The organism is Mesorhizobium sp. M7A.F.Ca.US.006.01.1.1 (assembly GCF_003997935.1).
Lineage (GTDB): Bacteria > Pseudomonadota > Alphaproteobacteria > Rhizobiales > Rhizobiaceae > Mesorhizobium.
Genome location: NZ_RZQL01000130.1, coordinates 1 through 19,874 on the forward strand (window position 1 = coordinate 1; position 19,874 = coordinate 19,874).

Sequence of the window (19,874 nt, forward strand, 5' to 3'; positions counted from 1 at the left end):
GCTCGCGACGATGCCTGCGTTCGGGCACCCCGTCGGCAGCACGCAGTTGTTGCTTGTCTTGACGGCCCCATCCACATTGACCGTGACGGCACCACCATCAGCGCCGTTATGACCGTCGCCACCGTTGGAAAAGACATAGCCGTTGCTGCCATTGCCGCCGCGGCTGCCATTCGAGGCACCCAGCACGCCGATGGTGCCGGTCGCGATCACCGCGCCGCTGCCGGACACATTGGTGTCGGCTCCCGGCTGGTTGTAGTTGACCGTAAGCGTCGGGCCCGAATTGCCTGACGGTCCACCGGCTGCCTTGGCCGGCGGTGCGATACAAGCCGTCCCAGTGCACGACTCGGCCACGGCCGGATTTCCCCCGCTGGCAGGCACCGCCGGGTGGATCGTGCACAGCGCGGGGTCATTGCTGCTGCAGGTAAAGTGCTGCACCCCATCCGCTGGCAAAGCAGGCGCCGAGCCGGTGCCGGTCAAGGATATCCGGCTGGGATCGATCGTCAGCGTGTTGACGTTGAGCGTCGTGACACCGTCGGAGGCGTTATAGTTGATGTCAGGCTGCGTTCCGGCACCCGTGCAATCCTTGACGCCACCAGTTGGTCCGACACATGTTGCTTGAGCAGGACCAGTCAAGCCGATGAACATCATCGCCAACATGGCCATGGTCACGACTGTGGCAGCCCCTGAAATGCCGAAAAATCTCTGTCTCAACCACCCTGAAACAACGCGAGACTCGACTGCTCTCGATCGAACACGAGTCATCATCACCCCCCAGACCCGCGCCGCATCGGCACGAATCACCCCTTGCTAATGCAACCTATCAGATTGCAACAGAAACGGGGGTTCCCAAGAATTGAGGTGATGTAATTTAGATGTACTGTTGCCGCTTTGGCACAGAAATCACAGAACGACCGGTATTTGCGCACTATTGGAGAAAATATTCGAGGCCGGATTCACGAATATTTGCTTCAAGCGGAAAGAATTGGCATCGACTCCGCGACCGTATCAGCCAACATCTCTCGCTGCACGGCCAGGAAAAACCTGCGCACTTCATCGCCGGCTGCTGTTCTGTCCCTGCCGGATCCGACCACAAGATCGAGCAACTCCGACGCCTTGGCTCTCCAGAACGAGGTGGCGGTCTCGCCATGCAAGTTGCCGAGCTTGGCAGCAACCTCTCTAACCAAGAATACCTGACGGTCGATCGGGAATGCACGGACTTTTTCTGGGGACATCTTCCAAACCATGAGACTGACGCAACGAATCAACCATTGCCAACAAGCAATGGCGTAGCCGGGAAGGTGGAAACGGAAGCTTAACGGCGCTGACGTGGGTGCAGCGTGAAGCAGTCGTCGGGACGTAAAGGGCGCAGCCCTACGCTCACGACATCGCCATGTGCGTTCAAACGCGATCGTTGACGTAGGAATCGGGACAGGCGAAACGGGCGACGGCCCTCAGGCCTGGAGCGCCCTCGCCTCACCGCCACGCTTGCGCGGCGTCATCATGTCCCTGGCCATCAGTCCGCTCGCCCGGCAAAACGCCATGAACGCCCGGCAGGCATCCTCGGTCTTGACCACGTCCACCGTGGCGCCAAAGCAGGCGTTGAAGGCTTTCTGATAGATCGGGCCCTGACGGCGCGCAGGCCAGTCCTGGAGAAAATCGAGCGCCTGTTCGACGCCGTAAATCTCCTCGACCGGCAGGCCGGGCGCGGGCGCTATGCGCACCGGCACCTCGAATTGCAGTCTGTCCATTTCCTGCCTCCCGAACCGGCGTCACCGCAGCAACGCCGTTCGTCGTCAAAAGTTGCTTTGACCGGCTTTTGGCTCAGAAATGTGTCGTCACTTGGGTCGCTGAACCGCCACGTCGCCCAAAACAGATCGCGCTACCGAGATATGTCTTGGGCGACATACGCTCACTGGTTCGCTGGATCTGTCTCCGCATCGAAGGCCATGCGAATGGCGGTGATCAGCACAAATGCCGTCGGCACAGCGAAGATGCCGCCGAGAACAAGGGCCGCCATCGCCGACAGGCCGAGCGTCTCGGCAACCGCCCAATAGACGGTTCCGATGCAGATGAGCGCCTGGACGCAGAGGAACGCGGCAGCCGAAGCCGCACGCGACAGGGTTTTCAAAGTCTTGATGCGTTGTTGCATTGAAATGATCCGGAAATGACGCGCCGCGCGACCGCTACGCGGCCGACAGCCGCCGCACGATCACGACGCAAACAGGAATAACGATGAGGTGAAGGGTACGGATCTGGACCGCTCAGGCCGTGATGGTCGGCGGTGCGCGCGGCTGGTTGGTGCTAGCCCCGGGAACCGAGGCGGCGCCATATTCCGAAACCATCGCTCTTTGCGATGTCCGTTCGGCCCAAAGAAAAACAGCGTCGGGCACGGCAAGCGCGGGATGGCCGCCGGCGAACTTGACCAGGAGCGGACGACCGGCACGAACTTCCAGCGCTTGCGCCTTGCCGGTGACACGCAGCAGCGCCGCCACTTCGCCCGACCGCTCGACGCCGACGCTGGCACCACTCGGCGCAGACCCCACAAAGCCTGGCGCCACCGGCAGACCGACGCACAGCATCGCCAGCAGCACCATGCCCATCAGGCATGAGCACGCTGCCGTCAGCGGCGCTTCAGGCCATCCGGTTTGCCTGGCAGCCGCGAAGGGACGCGATCTCGAAAACATCACCCGCCCTAACGCACCATGGCCAGAAAGGGAAGCAAACCGGGCAAAAACCGGCAAGACCTCGCCCATGCGAGGCAAATAACCGGAAGCGCGTGGCCGTATCAAACAGTTCTTCCTTGAACCTTTTGCCCTCAAGTGCCAAATCTGGGGAGATTTTCACGTCGGCTCTCCTGCAGGGCCCTACCCGCTACACGGACAAAATGGTCACCTATCTCGACGCTGCCACGGCCCCGCTCAGAAACACCGGCCAGATCCGCCTTTATGGCGAGGACGGCTTTGCCGGCATGCGCAAGGCATGCGATCTCACCGCGCGCTGCCTCGACGAGCTGGTGCCGATGGTCCAGCCCGGCGTCACCACCGAAGCAATAGACCGCTTCGTCTTCGAATTCGGCATGGACCACGGCGCGCTGCCGGCGACGCTCAACTATCGCGGCTACACGAAATCGTCCTGCACCTCGATCAACCATGTCGTCTGCCATGGCATTCCCGACAACAAGCCGCTCAAGGATGGCGACATCGTCAACATCGACGTCACCTACATCCTCGACGGCTGGCACGGCGATTCTTCGCGCATGTATCCGGTTGGCACGATCAAGCGCGCCGCCGAGCGGCTGCTCGAAGTCACGCATGAATGCCTGATGCGCGGCATTGCGGCGGTCAGACCGGGCGCCCGCACCGGCGCCATCGGCGCCGCCATCCAGACCTTTGCCGAAGGCGAGCGCTGCTCGGTGGTGCGCGACTTCTGCGGCCACGGCGTCGGCCAGTTGTTCCATGACGCGCCGAACATCCTGCACTACGGCAGCGCCAATGAAGGCGTCGAGATGCGGCCAGGCATGATCTTCACCATCGAGCCGATGATCAATCTGGGCCGGCCGCATGTGAAGGTTCTGTCGGACGGCTGGACCGCGGTGACGCGCGACCGCTCGCTGTCGGCGCAGTACGAGCACACGATTGGCGTGACCGACACAGGGTGCGAGATTTTCACGCTGTCGCCGCAAAAGCTCGATCGCCCCGGCCTGCCGGCCTAGAGCGCATCTTACCCGGCAGGAGGCCGTCTACGCCGACTGCACATCCGCGGCATTCGGCAGGTCGATGGTAACGACCAGTCCGCTGGGCTGGTTGTCCTCCAATTCGATCCTGCCGCCGTGACCCTGGACGATGTCGGCAACGATCGAAAGGCCCAGACCGAAGCCATGCTTCGACGCAATGCCGCGCGACGCATCTTCCTTGAAGAATGGTTCGAAAACACGAGCACGTGCCGTCATCGGAATACCCGGCCCGTCGTCCCCTACCGTGATGCGCGCCGCCGTGCCGGTCGCTGTCAAGGCGACCGTGACATTGCCAGCGAATTTGACCCCGTTGTCGCAAAGATTGGCGATCGCACGCGCCAATGCATTGGGCTTGCACCAGCCCAGGAGCCGGTCCGGCCCGGAGTATGAGACAGGAAATCCGACATCGGAGAATTCGGCGCAGACAGTTTGCAGAACGCTGGCAATGTCGGCGCGCTGCAGCTTCTCCGTCGAAACATCGTTGCGCAGATAGGTCAGGGTCTCGTCGATCAAGATTTCGATGTGCTGGACATCGGACAGGATCGCGGTTCGGATTGGGCCATCATCCATGCGCTCGGCGCGAAGCCGCAGCCGCGTCAAAGGCGTGCGCAGATCATGGCTGACGCTGCGCAACATGCGCGTGCGGTTTTCGATCATCGTGCGGATGCGCGTCCTCATCCTGTTCAGGGCGCGCGCCAAGCCCACCATTTCAATGGAGCCGTGTTCGACGAAGAGCTGTTCGCCATTCTCGATCTCGGCCGAACCGACTGCCGCCGAGATACGCTTCAACGGATCCGTCACGGCCCACACCGCAAACAGCCAGATCAGCACGGGCAAGGCGATGAAAGCCATGAACCTGTAGAACGAGGCACGGACGAGGCCCGACGTCAGCCAGGAATCGGGCATGCCGAAATGGGCCAGGACGTCCTGCTGGTCCAGGTCGACGACAAACGCGTATCGGCCGCCGATCCTTATCCAGCGTCCGTCAACCGTCCCCCTGTCGATACGCAAAAGCCATTCGACACTTCGCCATTGCAGATAGGACTGGGGAATGCCGCGTATCTGGTCCTTGGGCAATACCTCGAAATCAAAGCCGGCCCGCTTTGCTGTCGCCAGAATTGCGCCACGCGCCTGCGCCGGCGTTTCTTGCAACAAGGCAGCAACAACGGCCGCACGCCTGGCGTTATTTTCCGCGGCGGGAAGGTCGACGTTCTCTATGAAACTCTCGACGACCGAACCTACCAACATGATCACGATCACCGCGATGAAAATGATCGCCACAAACTGCCCACGCACGGACTGTGGCAAGAAACGGCGGATGAAACCCCTCATGCTTCCTCCACCGTCGCGGTGAAGATGTAGCCACCCAACCGAACGGTCCTCAGAAGCACCGGATCGCGCGCATCCTTTTCGATCTTCCTGCGGATTCGACTGATATGGACATCGACGCTACGCTCGATCGGCCCCGCGAGCCCGGCATGGGTTACGCCCAGAAGTTCCTCGCGCGAGAGAACCCGGCCTGCATTGCGACAAAACGCAAGCAACAGGTCGAATTCATGCGTCGTGGTCGTAACCCGCGCATTGTTTGGGTCATGCAATTGCCGGCGTATGGGATCGAGGCGCCAGCCGTTGAAACGGAGCACCTTCGACCAGTCCCGTTCGTCTGGAGCATAGGCTGTACGGCGCAGCAGCGCCCGTATCCTGGCCGTCAGTTCGCGCGCGCTGAACGGTTTCGTCACATAGTCGTCCGCGCCGATTTCCAGCCCGAAGATGCGGTCGATTTCCTCACCGAGCGCGGTCAGCATCAGAATCGGAATGTTGGTTCCGGCACGAAGACGGCGGCAGATGTTGAGACCGTTTTCGCCCGGCAGCATGACATCGAGCACGATGAGATCGAATTTCTGGTTGCGAAGCGCGGCATTCATCTGGACGCCGCTCTCGGCAATTTCCACGGTCATGCCGTTGTCGGTGAGCGTCTCGCCAAGCATGCGTGCGATCTCAAGATCGTCTTCGACAATGAGGATGCGCGAACCTTGCCTTGCCGACCTGGATTCGGCGCTCAAATCGCTTTGGTGCCGTCGCTGTGCCATTCCGGAGTTTGTCTAGCCTGCATTTGGTGCCTGGGTAGGCGTCAGAACCGATATCCGACGAGAAGCATCCCTGAAGGCTGGATCTTTTCGACGACAACGGGGCTGTCGGCAGCGTCTCCCAAGAGAACGCCGACCCCCGCTTCGCTGCGCACCATCCAGTTCTCGTCGAGCATATATGTGGCGGAAACGGAAAAATCGGCGCGCTTCAAACCGGCGCCGGCATCATAGCGCACCAGCCCCGAGCGAGCTGATTGTTCGGGCGTGACGCCAAAATAGGCCTGCATGTGATTTTCGTCGGCAAAGACGGCGGACGCGCTGGCGCCGATCATCAACGATTGAGACAGAGGCCGGGTCACCTCGATCCCCACCCTGCCCTCCAGGCCATCGCTGCCGCCGATGGTCTTGTCCAGCTGCGCGAATATTTCGGCTGGACCGAACTTCGCCGTTGCCTTCACGCCGACCGTCGCGCCCATGTCGACATCCCCCAAGCCGCGCAGATGGTCGGAGTCGTCTTCCTTGCGGCCCATCTCATAGCCAAGCCGCGCGCTGAGCGCGAACGGTCCTTGTTCATAAACGGCGATGTTGGCACCCGTCGGGTCGATCGTCACCGTGTCGAGGAATGTCGCCGTGACGAAAGGCACCGGCATGATCTTGAACTCATTGCTGCCCTCGTATTTGGGAACGATGATGGCGCCGCCGCCGACCACGACATGCCAGTCGGACAGTTTCTGTTCGATGCGCCCGAAACGGGAAGGCTCGGGCGGCGGGGTGAAATCGTCGGTATCGACGGCAATGGCGTCGGCCGCGAGCGCGCCCTCCGAATGGGCTGAAAGCAGGATTGCCATGGCCGCAAGAGATGCCCGGCGGGCAAACAGTCCAGAGTCAATTTTGGTGAACATGCGTGCTCCAGTATAGCGAGGCAACGAGCCTCCGATGGCGTCACCATGTCAGGTGAAAGTGGCCGCATGCGTTAAGTGATGTTAAGTTTTGTTGCGCAATCGTGGTTTCATCTTGCCGCATAGGGAGCCATAGACTGACAGCGGGAGCAGCCACGATTTGCCGTGGATCGTCTCGCGATCGGAGAACAGAGCTGTTTCAATCCAGGCCAGAACAGCTCTAATGTCTGCGCTGGAGCAATGTGGGCGGGATTTGGGGAACACAAGCGACGACGACGAGCGGAGTTTCTTCTCCGAAGCGCCGATGCGGCCTGCTGCGAAAGCCAAGGCGACGCTCGACGAAAAGCCGCATTACCTAGGTCACCGCGACCGACTGCGCGAGCGTTTTGCCCTGGCGGGTCCGGACGCCCTGCCCGATTACGAACTTCTGGAACTTCTGCTTTTTCGCCTGATCCCTCGTGCCGACACCAAACCGGCGGCCAAGGCGCTGCTGGCACGCTTCGGCACGCTGGCCGAAGTGCTTGGCGCCCCGGTGGGCCTGCTGCAGGAGGTCAAGGGCATCGGCTCTGCGGTGGCACTCGACCTGAAAATCGTCGCCGCAACGGCGCAGCGCATGGCACGCGGCGAGGTCCACGGCCGCGAGATCCTCTCGTCCTGGCAGCAGCTTCTCGACTATTGCCGCTCGGCAATGGCCTTCGAGGCGCGCGAGCAGTTCCGCATCCTGTTCCTCGACAAGAAGAACGCGCTGATCGCCGACGAGGTGCAGCAGACGGGCACCGTCGACCACACGCCTGTCTACCCGCGAGAAGTGGTCAAGCGCGCGCTCGAACTTTCGGCGACCGCCATTATCCTGGTCCACAACCATCCAAAAGTGCCTATTTCGCTCCCGCAGGATCACGCTCTATCCCGCTGATTCATCTGTATTTTCTGACTTGTCGTAGGCCCGGCTAGTGTGGCAGATTCGGGGTGGTTTTCGGGGGATCAAAACCCCTTCAGACCCCAGTTGCCGGCCCTTCTTTTTTGGTGGGTATAAACCCCACTCCTCATCCGTCGGCAAAGCCCACTCTCAACCCAAGGGAGAACAAGCATGCCGATTATTTCAGACGGAGAAATACGCGCCGCAATCAGGCGGATCGAACAAAGTGGAAAGCAGGAAACGCTTGTTGATGGCGACGGGCACGGCACCGGCCGGCTCATACTCATTCTCAAGCCCATGCCGACTCGCGTGACGGCCGATTGGATGGCGCAACAATGGCGCGACAAGAAGCGCGTCAAAAAGAAGATCGGATCCTACCCGTCCATGTCCCTCGCCACAGCGCGCGAGATTTTCGACCGCGATTTTGCAAGACTTATTCAGAAGGGCCGGAGCATCAAGATCGCGACCGACGCACGGGCCGGGACTGTCCAAGACCTTTTCTCAGGCTATGTCGCCGCCCTCAAGAGCGCGGGCAAGCCCTCCTGGAAAGAGACGGAAAAGGGTCTCAACAAAATAGCCAACACGCTTGGCCACCACCGGCTTGCCCGCGAAATTGATCCTGAGGAAATTGTGGAGGTGATCCGGCCGATCTATGAGCGCGGCGCCCGCGCCATGGCGGACCACGTCAGAAGCTATGTCCACGCCGCCTATAGCTGGGGCATGAAATCCGAACACGATTATCGGAACTCATCACCGCGCAGGTTCCGGATTCCGTTCAATCCCGCTTCCGCGATTCCGACCGAGCCGAAGGTGCGGGGCACACGCTGGCTCGATGAGGCCGAATTCGCCCGTCTCTATTGGTGGCTCGACTGCCCTGACGTCCCGGTCCACCCCTCCTATCCGCGCGCAATCCAACTCATCATGCTCACCGGGCAACGCGTTGAAGAGATCGCACGTCTCCATGTGGAACAATGGGATGCGGCCGAAAAGATAATAGACTGGTCGAAGACGAAAAACGATCAGCCGCACGCCGCGCCCGTACCGTCCCTGGCTGCAGAACTCATCGAGTCCATCACTCCGAACGAATATGGCTGGTACTTCCCATCGGCGAACGATCCATTCCGGCCGGTCAGCCACGGCTCGCTCTACAGTTTCGTATGGCGGCAACGGGACCGCGGGGTCATACCTTTCGCGACCAACCGAGACCTACGGCGGACCTTCAAAACCCTCGCAGGCAAAGCCGGCATCTCGAAGGAAATCCGCGACCGCCTGCAGAACCATGCGCTACAGGATGTCAGTTCGAAGAGCTACGATCGCTGGACCTACATGCCTGAGAAGCGCGCAGCGATGAAGAAATGGGACGCATATGTCAGAAAGATGCTGGCACGGAACACATTCACGCTGGCGGCATGAATGCGTACGCGCACTCGCTCCGTACCGTGTTGGATGAACAAGATGCCACATTCGCCAACTGGAACCAGGTCGTCACCGTGATCGCCCGACTGCGGGAACGCCGAGTTGACACTCTCGGGCTGAATGATCTTCTGAAGGAACTGGCGAACCTGAGCGTTCCCGAAGAAGTCGATCATTTGCCCGAACCGGCGAGCAGCTGGGAGTTTGGAAGTCTCCGTTTTACCATCGAGCAGGAACAGAATTGAGACTGTAGCCGGGTTTCGGGCGCGCTCCTGATCCGCCGGCCCGACCATGTGGCAGGATGTCGAAAAGTGCACTGATCGCGCAAAGCACTATGTCTAGATCGAAAGGCGCTCACAGGTAGGACCGATCAGTGCCCAGGCGGCTTCGATCACTTCCTCGAAGGCGAGGTCCTGCAGATCGAGTGAGGCGGCATACGCGCGCCACTGCGCCTGCTTCGCGTCGTCGGTGATCATGGCGCTGGACAGACCGGGCGGCCTTTCGGCCGGGATCGTCGTCCCTCGCCTCTCGAAGGTCGCGCGGATCGCGGCATCAAGGTCGTCGGGAGCGATATCCAAGGCCTTCGGAATGGCCCAGAGGTCGAAATAGTCCTTCATCCGGCCATTCGCGACCCCCAGGGCGACCATGGCCTGAAACTTCTCTGCGATGACAGATGCCGGAGGATAGATCCTTATCTCCGGCTCCTCCATGCCAAGCATCGAAGGATAGGCCATGGTCCGCGCGGCGTCGGCCAGCGCGTCGCCGAATCCGATGTCGATGGCGACTGGTATCCGGCTTCGTTCCAGAAAGGCGTCCGCCCGCAGCCGCACACCGCCATATTCTATCTCTTCCCTGATGACCGCGGTTCTCAGGCCTTTCGTGTCGAAGACAAGCCCGTCACTGGCATCGATTGACAGAACGTCGACAAACACCGCACGCAGATGCTCCGGATCCGCGTCCCCGTGACCGAGAAAGTCTGCGTCTCTCGTCTCGCGTGTGTTGCTTTCGATCCAGAGGGTGACGAGCATACCACCCTTAAGGATGAAGGAACCGCGATGCTCGGAAATCGACAACCGGTAGAGCAACCGCTCGAGGGCATAGCGGACGAGCACCACATCATAAGCTCGACCTTCGCTGCGAGCGAGATTGAGCAGTCGCTGCTTGACCGATGCGGCGATGTTGACCGGCGCCCTAGCCATTGGATGTGAGAGCTTCGAGATAGGGCCGCATGATGTTCCATGCATCGCCAGCCATCGCCGCCTCTGCGATCATTGCAGGCGTGGCCTTGCGCTGGTCGAGGGTCGCGCGAAGGGCCTCTACCGCGACTGACCGATCGACCAGCCGTCGATTCCGGAAGACGTCAGCTAGCGTCTTTGAAACGGAATAGATGGGAACCCGGGTCCCGGAGATCATATGGTGCTCAACCCCTTGCTGCATATACCGGTCCCGGAACTCTACTATGCGGATCGGCGGATAGGACGGCGTGGATGAGCTCCAGTCCTTCACGCTGACGGCCATCCAGACCTTGCGCGGCATCTGGTCCGTCAAGTCGTGATAGGCCAGCGCAGAAACCATAGCCACGACACCGCGAGGCACTTTTTTCGAAGCTTCCGCTAGTACTTGGAGAGTATCGATGTCGCTGTCGGCGCGCTGATAAAGGCCGCGAGAGATGCGGACAAGCTCACCCGCCTTGACGGCTCGCGAGATTGTCGGTGGGTCGATTCCTTCCTGTCGGAGCTCGTATGCGCGCACGATAGGCTGGCGAGTCATGATGTCGGTGAGTTTGCTGCGCTGTGAGCCCACGGTCTTATCTCTCATGGCCGTTACATATCCTGGGTCTTTCGGAGTTTAGACCCAGGATATGTAACATGAGATGGCGTTATATATCCTGGGTCTCATTTTTGATAGACCCAGGATATGTAACAATCTACTCATCTTGATGAAGGGCACGCCAGAACCCCATATCGGCTGGCGGCGAGCAACTCAGGTGAACTCCGGCAGGCTTCGCCTCGGCTCGGCATAAGCATGATTTCGAACAATATCCCAACACTCTTCCTTCTTTGCCCATTCAGAGACAATTCGCTGACCGGCGCTGGCACGCAGCACGTCGTTGACATCACTGCCCCATTGCAAGATCAAGTGCGCGAATTCGTCTGAGATTCCCTGCTGCTGCCAGATCGTCGCGAGAGATATCCGGCCGCCAAGGCGGTCTGCGATCAGAGAGACGGTGTACGCAGAAATATTGGCCTGGAAGCCTTGGAACGCCGGACGGATGATCTTCTCCGCCCGCCGGAAGACTATGGCCTGCGCCATCAGACTCTTGAACTCGGCGAGGTCGGGTACCTTGCCGCCGGCAAGCACCTCCTCGTTGAATATCTGGAAGTTCTTCTGGGAGCCCAGCGCCACCAAGTGCGGCTTCTGTCGCCATGCATGCACAAATTTCGCTAGATCAGTTTTTGTGACCTTACGCGCCGACGGCATCGCGTTCTTTAGCTCCCGCTGACGAGCCGGGGTTTTTCCGTCCCGAGCCAGCATCACGTTGTAGCTGCCCGTGGCGCGCTCGTAGAACCAGCGGCCGACACCGTCGGGGCAGTACGTCGTTCCTGACAGCCGCTCCATTTCGACATGGAACGGTTTGTTGGCCGAAAGGTCGGACACCCGCACTTGGTTCTGGCTGTTGGCATATCGGGAGATGTCGGAGATCAGCGCTTCCTCAGAAGCTTCGTCCGTCGACCGAAGAACGATAATCTTGGCCGGAACGCGGACTTCCGACAGGTCAACCTCGGGGAATTTCCTCTTGGTGAAATAGATGGAGGCGGTGGTTTGTCCACCATTGACGATCTGCATCCCCCTGAGCCAGGCGATGCCGGTGCCGCCGTCTTTGGAAGTGCCAATGCTGAGTTCGTCGGCGACGACGACAATGCCGTTGTTGTATGCAAGGAAGCGGTCTGGCGCAGTGCGCAGGGTGTCTCGGATGCCCTTGTTCACCTTGCCGGTCTGGCTCAGAAACGAACGAACGTTGGCTTCGAGCAGGCGCGATCCCCACTTCTCGTACAGCGTCCTCAGCATCGCTCCAGGGAGAGCAGCGAGGGCGTAATCGTATTCACCCGAATTGCCCGGTACGTAGACGCAGGGAATCGGGCTGCCGAACACCTCTTCGAAATTGACCAGCAGCTCGTCCCTCGGCTTGCCCTCCGACAGGTGCCGATGCAACCTTTCTATGTCCATGACCTCGAGCAGGACGGACTTGCCGCCGATCTCGCGCGGCTTGAAGCTCTTCGTTTTCGATACGCCGTCGGTGAGCACATAGATGCGCACTTGGTCCAGCGCCTCGTAGCAGTCCCGAATTGTGAGGATCAGGTCGTACGCCTCGTCCGAGGGATCGATTTTGCCTGCCAGCGTTCCAGACACTGTCCCGTTCAGGAACCTGATGCACTGCTCGGCCGCTTTGGTGACGTCGGCCTCCGGAACCGTTGTCGGTTCATCGGCGTCGAGATAGAGGCTGACGAACAGGTCCAGTTGATCGAGATCCTCTGAAATGGCGTAACCACTAAGCCTGAGAATTGCCGCGCCGAGCCTGCGCTCGACGTGGAGTACCTGCGGCTCATTCGTCATTCCGGCGTCAGCCAGGTGCTGCATGACGATCTCGGAGAACAGCGAGACTGGGTGCGGGAACGGTCCGGGCTGACCTGTGCGGTCTGCGGCTTCGCGCCTCACGTCGGCCTGGGTCTGAATGAGAAACTCCTCGAGTGTCATTGCTTCAGCGCGCCTCCGAAGGCCACAAAAACTTCATCCAGGCCGACAGTGGCAATGTCGACGAGATCGAGATCGAGTTCGTATTTGGCGGCTCTGACAGCAAGGGGAGCGCTGCTGCGCGAGAGACGGGGGAAGCCGTCCCCCATCCTGAAGATGCGTTCGTCCATGGGTTCGAAGCACCGCACGTACTCATCGGCGTGGGCGTCGTCGTACCCAGCGAGGAGCAGGTTGCGCTCGAGTCCGATGCGACCGTCACCCCCTGCCTTCTCTCTTATATCTGCGATAAGTGCCGGCAACGAGGTCGCCGCATCCTGTAGAGAGAACCTGAGGGCAGCGAGGAAAACTGACCTACCGGCCACGTCGTCGAGCTGCTCGAGTGAACTGATCCGTGCGGGAAATCCGTTGGGCGAGATCGTCGCCTTCACCTCCACGTCGTGCATCTCACCCATGAAATCGCGAAGTCCGTTCGCCGGGCCCTTCCAGCATTGCATCACCACGGACGGCGGTACGCCCCGATCGAGGAGTCGACCGACGATGGTGAGTTCTCCGAACAGACCCAGCTCCTCTTCCTCGGAAAGGCGCCTGTCGCGCGGTCGCTCCATGAACTGCTGCCAGCTCCGGATGCGAGACAGGAACTGATAATAGGCCTTTTGCTCCTCGCCCTTCGCCGCGCTGACCGAAGCGAGAAGATCCGCCGCCATCAAGGTAAACATTTCAAGGCTCGCGGTAGGCTTCCTCGACACCCCGAACCATACGTCGAATCCGCCACTGGGCGCGTCCCCAACCCTGCTCACAGAGAAACCTCTTCCCTGCGGCAGATCGGTCGCGGCCGGGGCCGCTATGCTGAAGCCGACCAGCAATGCCTCGTCTCCAGCGGGGAACCGGACACCCGCCCGACACCTGCCGATACCTATAGGTATGGTGCGCCAGCCGTCGGTGGTTTCGGCTGCCCTGCTCAGAGATCTCCATGCGGACAGCAGTTCTTCATGCTCATTCAGCAGAGCCATACTGCAGCTCCCATGCCACGTTGTTGACGCTGTAAGGGATCTTCGTCCCCAGCTCGCTCGTCGGGAAGCTCACGCCAATGCCTATGATGGGCAGTCCGATGGATTGGACCGCACTGTGGCCGCTTCTTGCAGGGTCGATCGGGTAGAGGAGCAGCAACCCGCTGCTGCCACCGCTCGTGCCGCGGACGAACCTCACGGCCGGACCGTTCGGCTCCTCGGGCTCGGCCGCTCGCCTGCCGGGATCTTTCTGCCATGCTGCTTTGGCGATGGCCAGCGCGCGCGTCCACTCGGCCTCATCCAGGTCGATCGCTTCGTCGCGCGGGGACAGCAACCGACCGATCCGGTAATCCTTGCTGGTCGCGAACTCCTTGTCTACCTGGCGGGTGGCGAGTTTGAACCCTGGCAGCGGCGCGAAATCGGCGCCAGTGCCCCCCATGACCGCGACGGTCCAGCTCTGCAGCTCGCCTTCGCGGGCGAGCGATTCCACAAAATCCGCGATCAGATTGCTGCGGGCCTTCAGGGCGTTTTCACTGGTCGTGTACGTCCTCAGGAAATCAAGGACTGCGTGATGGCCCACGTCCTGCCAGACCCGGCCCTGCCAGGTCTGCTCGGTGCCCCCTCGCATGCGCCGGATCTCATCCGGGCTCTTAGGCTTCCCCAGCCGCTCGAGCAGCTCCGTCGCCGCACGCATGTTCTGCTGGATTTTGGTTTTGTCAGTGCTGAACGACACCGTCTCCAGAAGCTGGCCGCTGAAGGAGAGCATCAGCGTTCTGGCGGCGCGCATCTTCATGCGCGACGTAACCATCAGCACAGGATGCGACTGCACCTTGAGACCGAAGTCGCGCGGCGTGCCACCACTGGCCGCCATCATCTCGAACTCCTCGCGGAGCTCCTCCGACGCGTCGGCGATGTGCCCGAACCATTCAGACAGCTCCCTAGTGCAGTAGAGGCGGCACAGGTCGATGTAGCCCGGCCGGTATCCGAACCAGCGCCCCATCTGCATGAGCGTGTCGTACATCTTGGACGACCGTAGGAAATAGCTGACGGACAGTCCTTCCAGCGTCAAACCTCGCGACAGCTTGTCACCGCCGACTGCAATTACCTTGAGCCCTGGTCCCTTGGCATCAGCGTAGTCGAGCACATCCTTCGCCGTGCCATTGATCTTCCGGACCTCGATATCGGCGACGGCGTCGGCGAGAACCGCTTCCACGGCGTCCCAGGCCGGCGCCTCCTGAACCTCGAGATCAGGGTCCGATATCCTGATTTTGGTAGTGGTCTGCGCGAAGTCGGCCTCGTAGAGCGCACGCAGACGCTCGAGCACCCCTGCGCTGTCCACTCCACGCACGAGACGCTGGCGCTGCGCCTTGAGGTAAGCCTCGACCTGATCGAAGACATGTCCCTGGACAGCGGTGAAACGGGTCACGTGGACGAGCATCGAGCTGTGCTGGCTCTCCTGCCCTCGCAGGTGCCTGATCGCGCAGACAAGGAGAAAGGCATCAATCGCCTGCTTCAGGGAGTCAGGCAAATCCGAACGGCCTTCGAACATGGGGAAGTGTCCGCTCTTGTGCTTTGAGAACATCCACCCCGCCGTATCCTCATCTGTCGACCAGTCCTCGATATGCCGGACGACCGGCAGGCTGCCGAAGCGGCCGTTCTCTGTAGGTCGCCCGAACAGGCGGGCGGGTCCGACGTAATTGCTAGGTGCGCCAAGGTTGATGATGAAGGAGGCGGGGAAAAGGTCGGGGCCCTCCTCGGCCGTCGCGCCCCTCTCGTGGATGAAGATGTTCGCGAACGGAGTGGCGGTGTAGCCGACATAAGCCGATTTCGAGAAGCTGATCAGCAGCTTGCGGATGAGCGAATTGATCGCCTTGGGCTGATGATCATCGTTTGGGCGGCCGTCCTCGTCCACGATGTCGGCGCCCGTGTCGACGGAAGCGTGGTCGGCCTCATCATCAACCAGCAACAACGGCAGGTTGGTGACGGTCCGCTTTCCCGTCTGCGGATCCTCGGAGTCGGCGACGTGGTTGCGCACCCACTTGTTGAGCTTCTCGAGTACGCTCTTGTTTTTCTTGACAACGAACAGCCAGGGCCGCTTTTCCGGGCTGATGCCAAGCTTGTTAGCGACTGCGGCGTTGAAATCGCCGTTGTTGGACCTGTTGGTGACGTAGTTTGGCCGGATGGCAGGATCCGCGTCGAGCTCGCCGACGCCGATAGGTCGTATCGCCTCCGGATCGGGATGGGTCTCGTAACCTAGAAATCCCTCGTCGAGCCGCATCTGGGTCTGCGAGCGCAGGTTGTTGTGTATGCCCGCCAGCACGATGATGATCTTGTATCCCGCATCAGCAGCTTTGCAGATCAGACCCGTATAATTGCCGGTCTTGCCGGACTGGACGTGCCCCACGACCATTCCGCGGCGGTCCCAGCTGCCGCCCCTCAGCGGATCCTCCAGAAGCGCCAGAATATCGTCGGTAACCTCATCTAACCCGTCTACGACGCTCGTCGCCATCCTGCGTTCGAGATACTCGCGGTAACGCTGCCAATAGCGCCATCGCGACTTGCGCTGCGCATTAAGCCAGGTCTCGTGACCAGCGTCGTTCTTCAGCGTGGCATTCTCTCCCATCCACATGCTGAAGCGGCGGATCAGTTCCGTCTGCACGGTTTCGCGATCGATCGCGCTCGCCCATCCGGCCCTAAGCTTGAGCACCTGATCGATGATGTCGCTGATGAACGCGGGAGTGACGGCCGTCTTTTCCTCATCGGCGATAAGCTCCTGCGCGAACTTGATCACCTTCTGCTCGATTGCAGCGTCTCCCATTTCACTTCTCCTCCGTCAGCGTTGCGACGAGTTCGGGGTATTGATCGAAAGGCTCTGTCCGGAGCAGCGCGGCGCGTGCCAGTTCGGGCGCCATGCCCTTCCGTTTTATCATTGAGTTGAATAGGGTTTGAGCGACCGACTTCACTTCGGACGGGGGCTCTCCCCCGAAGCCTGTTCGGGGTGTATCTCGGTTCTCGGCGGTGTCCAGCCAGATGCGTTGGACAGGAACCGTTTCCTCAATCACGCGGAGCATGGCGAGCACATCCGCGCGCAGCCCGCCTCCTGCCGCCGTCGCCGCAGACAGCACGGCGCTAACAGCGGGGTGGTCGTGACCGATGCGGTAACGAACGCCGGCCCGCACCTTTGTCGTTTCCCATACCTGACTGACCGGTTCACGACGCGGTCCCGTCACCGGCGTGCCGCGGTAGGCGAAAATCCTGCGTGCACGTTCTCTTGCGTCCTCCGCGACATGCGTGAGCGTCGTTCGCACCGATGGTGGCGGCTGGGCCGTCGACTTGCGAATGTCGATCTTCCAGTCTCCATCGAGGGAGTTGGGCAGGTCGAGCTGAATGCGGGCCAGACGATACGGCTCCTCTCGCGTCCAGTGCCGACCCTTTCCGAGCCCCAACCACCCACCGGAGAGGAGAAGGCGATCGTTTCGATAGACGAAGAAGCCCTGATGCGCGTTCCAGCCTTCCGGACCGGCCGCTGCGTCATGTTCTTTGGACTTGAGGTGATCCCGGTGGGGCAGCACGAAAGCCTGCACCCAGGCCCCCTTGGCTCTCTTCCCCAGCGGCGTGCGCGGCGACGACCATGTTGCGGAGTTCCCCGTAAGATAGGGATCCCAGGCAGTCACCGCCTTTCCGTTCAGCAGTATCGAAACGCGCCGGTCGGCGATGAACCGGTGGAAGACCATGCCCAGGTGCTTCTCGATACGGTCAAGCAGATCCAGCACGTCTTGCGCACCGCCCGAGCCCGGCATCATGCGATCCAATAGCTCCCAGATCACGAGCGTGCCGGAATCGACACTGCGCAGCATGTCCACGAGGGGCGCTGATTGCGGATCCGCTCCTTCGAGCAGATGCCACCCGCCATCGGCGTTGTTGAGCAGGTAATCGAGGTCCCAGCGAAGAACGCTGACCGTGTCGTTCTTCTTCGAGGCGACCGTCAGCCTTCTGCCTTGCGAGAAGGATGCCGTTTTCAATCCAAGCCCGAACCGCCCGAGATCAGTTTCCGTTCTGTCGTCGAGCGGACTTCTGTCGCCAAGACGCATGGCCAGTTCGAGAGCGTGGTCGTCCATTCCGGACCCATTGTCGAGTATCGTGACGACGCCGCCACCGGCCTGCCAATCCACGGCAACGCGGATCTTAGAAGCTTTGGCCGCAATGCTGTTGTCGATGATGTCCGCGATCGCGGTGCCTGCCGTGTAGCCCAGACCTCGCAGCGCCTCGAGCATGGCGCTGGCGCGGGGAGGAGCGAGCCTGCTCGGAACATCAATCATCGAGAAACACCTTCAGCTCTCTTGATCGGCTGGGATGGGCGATGATTTTCAGCGCTTTGGCTTCGATCTGCCTGATCCGCTCGCGAGTCACACCGTAGAGAGCGCCGACTTCCTCAAGGGTGTGCTCGTCGTTCCCGGCCATGCCAAAGCGCAGCCTGAGCACTCGTGCCTGTCGGGGATCGAGGTCCGCGAGACGATCGTCGAGCTCCTTTCTGAGCTCCCACTCCCAAGTCGTGGCGTCAGGTCCGGGTGCAGGATCTGGAAGGCCTTCTGTCATGCCGCGCTTCAGGCGCTCCACATTGTCGCCCGTCGTCGGGACGAACTGCGCGGTTCTCGCCTCCAGTGTCGCAACGGACGCTTCCGTCATTTCCATCTTTCGCGCCACTTCCTCCACCGTCGGTTGCGCACCTGTTTCGGCGCGAAGCGTCTCTCGCACGCGCTGAAGTTTCCGGGCGTTGTCCTGGACGTGGACCGGTACTCGAATCGTCCGACCGGTGTCGGCAACGGCGCGCGTGATCGCCTGGCGGATCCACCAGATAGCGTAGGTACCAAGACTTGCGCCGCGGGAGGGATCGAACCTCTGCACGGCCGTCATCAGGCCAATGTTTCCTTCTTGCACAACGTCGAGATACTCGACACCGCGGGATCGGTAGCGGTTGGCGAACCAGGTCACCAGCGACAGGTTCGTTTCGACAATGCTGGCAAACCGAGCCTCGAGTTCGTCCAGTATCGCACGAATGGTCTCGACGCCGGCAACGTGGTTCACGGCTGCGAATTCGACCGCTCGCTTCATCACTGCCAAGGGCAGCCGTAGTTCGATCAGGTGATCCGCAAGCTCCCCTTCCGAAAGATTGGTCAGCGCGTTCGCGAACTGGTGATCGGCGGGATGGTCGTCCTCGGCTTCGTCGACCGACCTATCGGGTTCATCGCCGTCGGCTCCATCGACAAGATCATCCCCCACCGGTTCATCGTCCTCGGAGGCGGCAAACGCCGCTCCGGCGGCCTCAAGGTGTTGCAGTCCGCCCGGAAGCGAGGCGAACGCCACCGCAGCACGTCGCCGCAACTCTTCCGCCCTCGCCCACAGTATCGGTTGAATTCCTGCTGCATCCGCTCGCAGGGCCTGCGTCTCCAACAGATAGCGAGACTCGATGTCTTGACCAGCGAGCGCGCTGACATGCTCTACGACCTCAGTTAGGAATTCCTCGTCTCGGACCGCGTCGACTGGCGCGTCGTTGTCGGGGAGGAGCATGTCTTCGTAGGCCGAGTCGCGGATCGCAATGCCCAGATCCGACAAAACCAACTTCAGGGGTACGGCGAGTTCGCCGCGAATTTTCGCTGTCGGCAGGGACGACCGCAGGCTCGCGCCGGATATCCAGCCAGTGTTCAGCCCGCGCGACACCATAGCCTCTACTGCTGGCGGCAGCCGGTCGGACGGACCGCCGAGCGATCGCGGAAGTTCGACGGCAACGGAGGACCAATCCGCTGCGTCCACCCTCGCATTCGCACGAGAAAAGACATCGTGAGCAGCATGAGCGGCTCCCACCTGCACTGTGTCTTCCGCAGGGGCACCGGATTCGATCTCCGGCTCCCACCCGAACATTTCTTCGCCTTCGTCGGCGGCGGCACCTGCAGGCACACAATTCACCAGCGTCGGGACAGGCTCAGGCTCAGGCTCAGGCTCGGGCTCGGGCTCGGGCTCAGGCTCAGGCTCAGGCTCAGGCTCAGGCTCAGGCTCAGGCTCAGGCTC

General features: G+C 61.0%; 19 protein-coding genes. 4 read left to right on the forward strand and 15 right to left on the reverse strand.

Features of this window, described 5'->3' with window-relative positions:
* The 5 genes from EN943_RS21830 to EN943_RS21850 all read right to left on the reverse strand — a co-directional run.
* On the reverse strand, nt 1-669 hold a 669-nt coding region (locus EN943_RS21830), incomplete at its 3' end, for a hypothetical protein (protein WP_206522791.1).
* Between the two features lie 299 nt (nt 670-968).
* Nucleotides 969-1,232: a DUF6074 family protein gene (locus EN943_RS21835; RefSeq protein WP_127414614.1), complete on the reverse strand. Its 264-nt coding sequence runs from the start codon at nt 1,230-1,232 to the stop codon at nt 969-971.
* 219 nt (nt 1,233-1,451) lie between these two features.
* The gene (locus tag EN943_RS21840; protein ID WP_013532001.1) at nt 1,452-1,748 is read right to left on the reverse strand and encodes a DUF982 domain-containing protein; all 297 of its coding nucleotides are present in this window, start codon (nt 1,746-1,748) and stop codon (nt 1,452-1,454) included.
* A gap of 161 nt (nt 1,749-1,909) precedes the next feature.
* The gene (locus tag EN943_RS21845) at nt 1,910-2,149 is read right to left on the reverse strand and encodes a hypothetical protein (protein ID WP_127414600.1); all 240 of its coding nucleotides are present in this window, start codon (nt 2,147-2,149) and stop codon (nt 1,910-1,912) included.
* A gap of 112 nt (nt 2,150-2,261) precedes the next feature.
* Nucleotides 2,262-2,684 (reverse strand): hypothetical protein, encoded by a 423-nt coding sequence (locus EN943_RS21850; RefSeq protein ID WP_127414601.1) that lies wholly within the window; start codon nt 2,682-2,684, stop codon nt 2,262-2,264.
* A 200-nt stretch (nt 2,685-2,884) separates the two neighbouring features.
* Between EN943_RS21850 and map the strand changes: the two genes are divergently transcribed.
* Nucleotides 2,885-3,712, forward strand: a complete 828-nt coding sequence (map, locus tag EN943_RS21855) for a type I methionyl aminopeptidase (protein ID WP_127259746.1) — start codon at nt 2,885-2,887, stop codon at nt 3,710-3,712.
* A gap of 27 nt (nt 3,713-3,739) precedes the next feature.
* Here map and EN943_RS21860 read toward each other — a convergent pair whose 3' ends face one another.
* From EN943_RS21860 to EN943_RS21870, 3 genes are read right to left on the reverse strand one after another with little or no spacing between them, the layout of a single operon-like run.
* The gene (locus tag EN943_RS21860; RefSeq protein WP_127414602.1) at nt 3,740-5,065 is read right to left on the reverse strand and encodes a HAMP domain-containing sensor histidine kinase; all 1,326 of its coding nucleotides are present in this window, start codon (nt 5,063-5,065) and stop codon (nt 3,740-3,742) included.
* Complete coding sequence (locus EN943_RS21865; protein ID WP_164778310.1) at nt 5,062-5,823, reverse strand: response regulator transcription factor; 762 nt, start codon at nt 5,821-5,823, stop codon at nt 5,062-5,064. The genes EN943_RS21860 and EN943_RS21865 overlap by 4 nt, the downstream gene beginning before the upstream one ends.
* Nucleotides 5,824-5,864: 41 nt before the next feature.
* The gene (locus tag EN943_RS21870) at nt 5,865-6,722 is read right to left on the reverse strand and encodes a MipA/OmpV family protein (protein WP_127414604.1); all 858 of its coding nucleotides are present in this window, start codon (nt 6,720-6,722) and stop codon (nt 5,865-5,867) included.
* A gap of 250 nt (nt 6,723-6,972) precedes the next feature.
* Between EN943_RS21870 and EN943_RS21875 the strand changes: the two genes are divergently transcribed.
* The 3 genes from EN943_RS21875 (at nt 6,973) to EN943_RS21885 (ending at nt 9,293) form a co-directional block, all read left to right on the forward strand.
* A complete protein-coding gene (locus EN943_RS21875; protein ID WP_245475927.1) occupies nt 6,973-7,632 on the forward strand; it encodes a RadC family protein in 660 nt (219 codons plus the stop codon).
* A gap of 174 nt (nt 7,633-7,806) precedes the next feature.
* On the forward strand, nt 7,807-9,048 hold the full coding sequence (locus EN943_RS21880) for a site-specific integrase (protein WP_127414606.1): 1,242 nt from the start codon (nt 7,807-7,809) through the stop codon (nt 9,046-9,048).
* Nucleotides 9,045-9,293, forward strand: coding sequence for a hypothetical protein (locus tag EN943_RS21885; protein ID WP_127414607.1), 249 nt, complete (start codon nt 9,045-9,047; stop codon nt 9,291-9,293). Before EN943_RS21880 ends, EN943_RS21885 begins: the two co-directional genes overlap by 4 nt.
* A 93-nt stretch (nt 9,294-9,386) precedes the next feature.
* On the opposite strand, the gene EN943_RS21890 is transcribed toward EN943_RS21885, so the two are convergent.
* The 7 genes from EN943_RS21890 to EN943_RS21920 form a co-directional block, all read right to left on the reverse strand.
* Nucleotides 9,387-10,163: a nucleotidyl transferase AbiEii/AbiGii toxin family protein gene (locus tag EN943_RS21890; RefSeq protein ID WP_245475928.1), complete on the reverse strand. Its 777-nt coding sequence runs from the start codon at nt 10,161-10,163 to the stop codon at nt 9,387-9,389.
* A 76-nt stretch (nt 10,164-10,239) separates the two neighbouring features.
* A complete protein-coding gene (locus EN943_RS21895; RefSeq protein ID WP_127414609.1) occupies nt 10,240-10,866 on the reverse strand; it encodes an AbiEi antitoxin N-terminal domain-containing protein in 627 nt (208 codons plus the stop codon).
* Nucleotides 10,867-11,031: 165 nt separating this feature from the next.
* Nucleotides 11,032-12,804, reverse strand: a complete 1,773-nt coding sequence (locus EN943_RS21900; RefSeq protein WP_127414610.1) for an AIPR family protein — start codon at nt 12,802-12,804, stop codon at nt 11,032-11,034.
* Nucleotides 12,801-13,811: a PD-(D/E)XK motif protein gene (locus EN943_RS21905; protein ID WP_127414611.1), complete on the reverse strand. Its 1,011-nt coding sequence runs from the start codon at nt 13,809-13,811 to the stop codon at nt 12,801-12,803. Before EN943_RS21905 ends, EN943_RS21900 begins: the two co-directional genes overlap by 4 nt.
* On the reverse strand, nt 13,795-16,626 hold the full coding sequence (locus tag EN943_RS21910) for a Z1 domain-containing protein (protein ID WP_127414612.1): 2,832 nt from the start codon (nt 16,624-16,626) through the stop codon (nt 13,795-13,797). The genes EN943_RS21905 and EN943_RS21910 overlap by 17 nt, the downstream gene beginning before the upstream one ends.
* A gap of 1 nt (nt 16,627) precedes the next feature.
* Nucleotides 16,628-18,127, reverse strand: a complete 1,500-nt coding sequence (locus tag EN943_RS21915) for an ATP-binding protein (protein ID WP_245475929.1) — start codon at nt 18,125-18,127, stop codon at nt 16,628-16,630.
* Nucleotides 18,120-19,763 (reverse strand): sigma-70 family RNA polymerase sigma factor, encoded by a 1,644-nt coding sequence (locus EN943_RS21920; RefSeq protein WP_127414613.1) that lies wholly within the window; start codon nt 19,761-19,763, stop codon nt 18,120-18,122. The genes EN943_RS21915 and EN943_RS21920 overlap by 8 nt, the downstream gene beginning before the upstream one ends.
* Nucleotides 19,764-19,874: the final 111 nt, after the last annotated feature.

Bases quoted from the DNA above. Each gene is read 5' to 3' on its own strand.
- EN943_RS21835 (WP_127414614.1), bottom strand. From the start codon at position 1,232: ATGTCCCCAGAAAAAGTCCGTGCATTCCCGATCGACCGTCAGGTATTC.
- EN943_RS21840 (WP_013532001.1), bottom strand. From the start codon at position 1,748: ATGGACAGACTGCAATTCGAGGTGCCGGTGCGCATAGCGCCCGCGCCC.
- EN943_RS21845 (WP_127414600.1), bottom strand. From the start codon at position 2,149: ATGCAACAACGCATCAAGACTTTGAAAACCCTGTCGCGTGCGGCTTCG.
- EN943_RS21850 (WP_127414601.1), bottom strand. From the start codon at position 2,684: ATGTTTTCGAGATCGCGTCCCTTCGCGGCTGCCAGGCAAACCGGATGG.
- map (WP_127259746.1), top strand. From the start codon at position 2,885: ATGGTCACCTATCTCGACGCTGCCACGGCCCCGCTCAGAAACACCGGC.
- EN943_RS21860 (WP_127414602.1), bottom strand. From the start codon at position 5,065: ATGAGGGGTTTCATCCGCCGTTTCTTGCCACAGTCCGTGCGTGGGCAG.
- EN943_RS21865 (WP_164778310.1), bottom strand. From the start codon at position 5,823: ATGGCACAGCGACGGCACCAAAGCGATTTGAGCGCCGAATCCAGGTCG.
- EN943_RS21870 (WP_127414604.1), bottom strand. From the start codon at position 6,722: ATGTTCACCAAAATTGACTCTGGACTGTTTGCCCGCCGGGCATCTCTT.
- EN943_RS21880 (WP_127414606.1), top strand. From the start codon at position 7,807: ATGCCGATTATTTCAGACGGAGAAATACGCGCCGCAATCAGGCGGATC.
- EN943_RS21885 (WP_127414607.1), top strand. From the start codon at position 9,045: ATGAATGCGTACGCGCACTCGCTCCGTACCGTGTTGGATGAACAAGAT.
- EN943_RS21895 (WP_127414609.1), bottom strand. From the start codon at position 10,866: ATGAGAGATAAGACCGTGGGCTCACAGCGCAGCAAACTCACCGACATC.
- EN943_RS21900 (WP_127414610.1), bottom strand. From the start codon at position 12,804: ATGACACTCGAGGAGTTTCTCATTCAGACCCAGGCCGACGTGAGGCGC.
- EN943_RS21905 (WP_127414611.1), bottom strand. From the start codon at position 13,811: ATGGCTCTGCTGAATGAGCATGAAGAACTGCTGTCCGCATGGAGATCT.
- EN943_RS21910 (WP_127414612.1), bottom strand. From the start codon at position 16,626: ATGGGAGACGCTGCAATCGAGCAGAAGGTGATCAAGTTCGCGCAGGAG.
- EN943_RS21915 (WP_245475929.1), bottom strand. From the start codon at position 18,127: ATGATTGATGTTCCGAGCAGGCTCGCTCCTCCCCGCGCCAGCGCCATG.